The 3,934-nt window shown below is 72.5% G+C and carries 1 protein-coding gene; it reads left to right on the forward strand.

Annotated features, from left to right (window positions below):
- Nucleotides 1-165: 165 nt before the first annotated feature.
- Nucleotides 166-3,831, forward strand: a complete 3,666-nt coding sequence (locus D7V97_RS40930; RefSeq protein ID WP_158623563.1) for a serine/threonine-protein kinase PknK — start codon at nt 166-168, stop codon at nt 3,829-3,831.
- Nucleotides 3,832-3,934: the final 103 nt, after the last annotated feature.

Here is a 3,934-nt window from a genome sequence, read left to right on the forward strand (position 1 = left end):
CCCGGTGTCTCTCCGAGCAGGTCCCCCGCGTGCCCTGTACGCATCGGGCTCACACCGACTCAATGGTCATCGTGTGAAGGGAGGCTTCAGATGCTCGGACAATCCTCATTGCAGCGGCCATGGGAGCCCATCCGGGGGAACGGGCACTCCGGCGGCTCTCCCCCCATGGAAGTAGGCAATCGCTATCAGCTCCTGCGGTGCCTGGGGCGCGGCGGCTTCGGGACGGTGTACCTGGCGAGGGACAGGCTCGGCGGGCGGGTGGCCTTGAAGCGGCTGCGCTCGAATCGCTGTGAGCGCGCCGGCGGGGGGTGCCCTGTCAGCGAGCTGCCGTCGAAGCATCGCTACCGGGCGATGCTCGTCCTGGCGCATGAGTTCGAGGTCCTCGCCTCGCTGCGCCACCCGAACATCATCAGCGTGCTGGACTACGGCTTCGACGGGTCGCAGCCCTATCTCGTGCTCGAGCTGCTCGACGAGGCGCGGACCTTCACGCAGGCGGGGCGCGGGCAGCCCCGGTCCGTCCAGGTGGACATGCTGGTGCAGATGCTCCAGGCGCTCCACTACCTGCACCGGCACGGCATCATCCACCGCGACCTCAAGCCGGCGAACATCCTGGTGGTGGACGGGCAGGTGAAGCTGCTCGACTTCGGCCTGGCGGTCGGCCCGGAGCAGCGGGTGCGCGCGATGAGCTCCGGGACGCCGGGCTACCTCGCGCCGGAGGTGCTCCGGGGAGACGCCCCCTCGGAGCTGTCGGACCTCTACGCGGTGGGAGTCCTCGCCTATGAGCTCTTCGTGGGAAGACATCCACGGGTGTCGTGCTCCCAGCAGCCCCACCGCGAGGAGAGCTCAGCGCTCGCCTGGCTGGACGAGCCGGAGAGCCAGGACGGGGACGGGGAGGGCAGGGCCGACAGCTTCGAGCCGGAGCTCGCCTGGATCGTCGACCGGCTGATCGTCGGGATGCGCGATCCTTCGGAGTGCCGGGTCTTCGACATGCCCCAGGAGCTGGAGCCGGGGCTGGCCCAGCTCCTCTTCAAGCTGCTCGACCCGCTGCCCTGCAACCGGTTCCAGAGCGCGGACCTGGCCATTGGCGCGCTCTGCGCGGCCACGGGGCAGAGCCTGCCCGTGGAGACGGTGGCCACCCGCGAGAGCTTCCTGCAGGCGGCCCGTTTCATCGGCCGCGATCATGAGCTGGGGCTGCTCGGCGCCGCCCTGGAGAGCGCCGAGCGGGAGGAGCGGGGCGGGGCGTGGCTGGTGGCGGGCGAGAGCGGCGTGGGCAAGTCGCGCCTGCTGGACGAGTTCCGCGTCCGGGCGATGACGCGAGGCATTCCCGTGCTGCGCGGGCAGGCCGTCCGCGCGGGCGGCCTGCCCTACCACGCGTGGCACGAGGTGCTGCGCGCGCTGGCGTGCCTCACCGAGCTGGGGGACTGGGAGGCCTCGGTCCTCAAGCCGCTCGTGCCGGACATCGCGGAGGTGCTGCGCCGGCCCGTGGCGGACCCCGAGCCACTGGCCACGGAGGCGGCCGACCAGCGCCTGCTCCTCGCGGTGGAGGACATCTTCAACCGGCTGCCCCAGACGACGGTGGTCCTCCTGGAGGACCTCCAGTGGGCGGACTCCTCGACGCTGTCGCTGCTGAAGCGGCTCGCGAGGCAGGCCTCGGGGGCGCGGCTGCTGTTCCTGGTCAGCTACCGGGACGATGAGCGCCCCAAGCTGCCGGAGGAGCTGCCCGGGATCCAGGTGCTGAGGCTGCCCCGGCTGTCCTCCGCGGAGATCGCCCAGCTCAGCGAGTCGATGATGGGCTCGCCCGGGCGCGAGCCGCGCGTGCTCTCGCTGCTGGAGCACGAGACGGAGGGCAACCCCTTCTTCCTCATCGAGGTCATCCGCTCGCTGGCGGAGGTGTGCGGGCGGCTGGACCACATCGGCCACGACGTGCCCCTGCCGGCCACGGCCTTCGTCGGAGGCATGCGCTCCATCGTCGAGCGGCGGCTGGGCATGGTGCCCCCGAGGGCGCGCGAACCGCTGCGGCTGGCGGCCACCCTCGGCCGGGACATCCACGAGGAGCTGCTGCACGAGGCCTGGCCCTCGCTGGACGTGAAGGCCTGGCTCGTCGAGTGCGCGGACATGGCGGTGCTGGAGGTGACGGGGAACCGCTGGCGCTTCGCCCACGACAAGTTGCGCGAAGGGCTGCTGGACAGCCTCCTGCCCGAGGACGCACGGGCACTGCACCGCGAGGCGGCGAGGGCCATCGAAGCGGCGCATCCGGACGAGGCGGGGTGGATGGCGGCGCTCGCCCACCACTGGGGGCAGACGGGAGACGTGGCCCGCGAGGCGCGCTACTCCGAGCGGGCCGGCGATCAAGCCATGTCCGTCTACGCCTGCTGCGAGGCCCTGCCGTACTTCGAGCGGGCGCTGGCCTTCGCCGAGACCCGGCCGGACGAGGCCCGGTGGGTCATCCACCTCGAGGGCCGGCTGGCCGAGGCCCACTACCTCACGGGGGATCTGGAGCGCTGCCGCACCTACCTGGAGCGGGCGCTGGAGCACCTCGGCTGTCCCGTGATGCGGCTGCTGGAGGGCTCGAAGCTGGGCGTCGTGCAGCAGGTGTTGGGAACGCTGCTCCAGTCCGCGGTGCCCTGGGCCTTCCGCGTGAGGTCCCCCGAGCGCCGGCAGTCGCGCCTCGAGGAAGGGCAGCTGCTGAGGATTTTGAGCGAGGTCCTCTTCTACGCCCAGGATGCCCCCCGGCTCCTGTGGACGGTCTTCCGGCTGCTCAACGTGCTGAGGCCCACCGGGTCGTCGCTGGACCTGGCCCGTGGCCGCATCCTCATGGCCACGGTGCTGGGCAGCCTCTCCCCCTTGCGCCCGTGGGTCGAGGAGTGGCACGCGCGCGGCCTGGGGACCGTCGAGCGCCTGGGGGCCTCTCCCGACATCGCCTATGCCCTGGTGCGCCGCACGGTCTGCGGCATCGGGTACGCCCAATGGACGGAGGCGGAGGCGTGGGGGGAGCGGGCCCGGCAGCTCTCCGATGCCGCCCGGGACTACCGGTGCTCGGAGGAGAGCCGCATCGTGCTGTTGCTGCCCTGGGCCTACCGCGGGCAGTTCCGGCGGAGCATCGAGCTGTCCCGTGAGATGGAGGGCTCCGCGCGGCGGCGGGGCTCCGTCCAGACCCAGCACTGGGGGCCGAGCGCCCGGGGCGCGCCCCTGGTGCGTCTGGGCCGGGCCAGCGAGGCCCTGCACGAACTGGAGGAGGAGCTGCCCTGGTTCGAGGCCCACGCCGGGGCGTCAGAGACGGTCGTCGTCCAGGGCGCGCTCGCGCTCGCGCTGCTGCGGGAGCACGAAGAGGCGCGGGCGCTGGAGATGGCGGACCGCGGGCTGGCGCTGCTGCGGGAGATGACGCCCGTGGCGTACTGGATCTTCGCGGGCGTCACCTGCGTGTGCGAGGTGTACCTGAGCCTGTGGGAGCAGCGCGGCGGGGAGGCGCTGTCGGAGGAGGAGCCGCTGGTGCGCTCGGCGCATGAGGCCTGCAAGGCCTTGAGGCGCTTCGCCCGGGCCTTCGTCTTCGGCAAGCCGTTCGCCCTGCTCTGCAACGGGCTGGAGGCCGCGCTCTCCGGCCACCCGCGCCGCGCGCGCCGGACGTGGCGGCGCTGTGTGGGGCATGCCCAGGCCCTGGCGATGCCCTACGAGGAAGGGCGCGCCTGGTTCGAGCTGGGGCGCCATGGGCCCGCCGACGCGCCGGTCCGCCGGCAGTACATGGCGCGCGCGATGGAGCTCTTCACGCGGCTCGAAGCCACCGATGACCTGGCGCGGGGCGAGACGGAGCTGGCGCAGGGAGGCGCGAGTTGACGCCTGGCGATGTGGCCCTGCTGGCATGTCCCTCCTGCCGTGGAGCGCTCACATGGGAGGGGTGGACGCGAGAGGGGCGGGCGCTGGAGGGACGGCTCGACGA

The organism is Corallococcus sp. CA053C, from assembly GCF_003611675.1.
GTDB lineage: Bacteria > Myxococcota > Myxococcia > Myxococcales > Myxococcaceae > Corallococcus.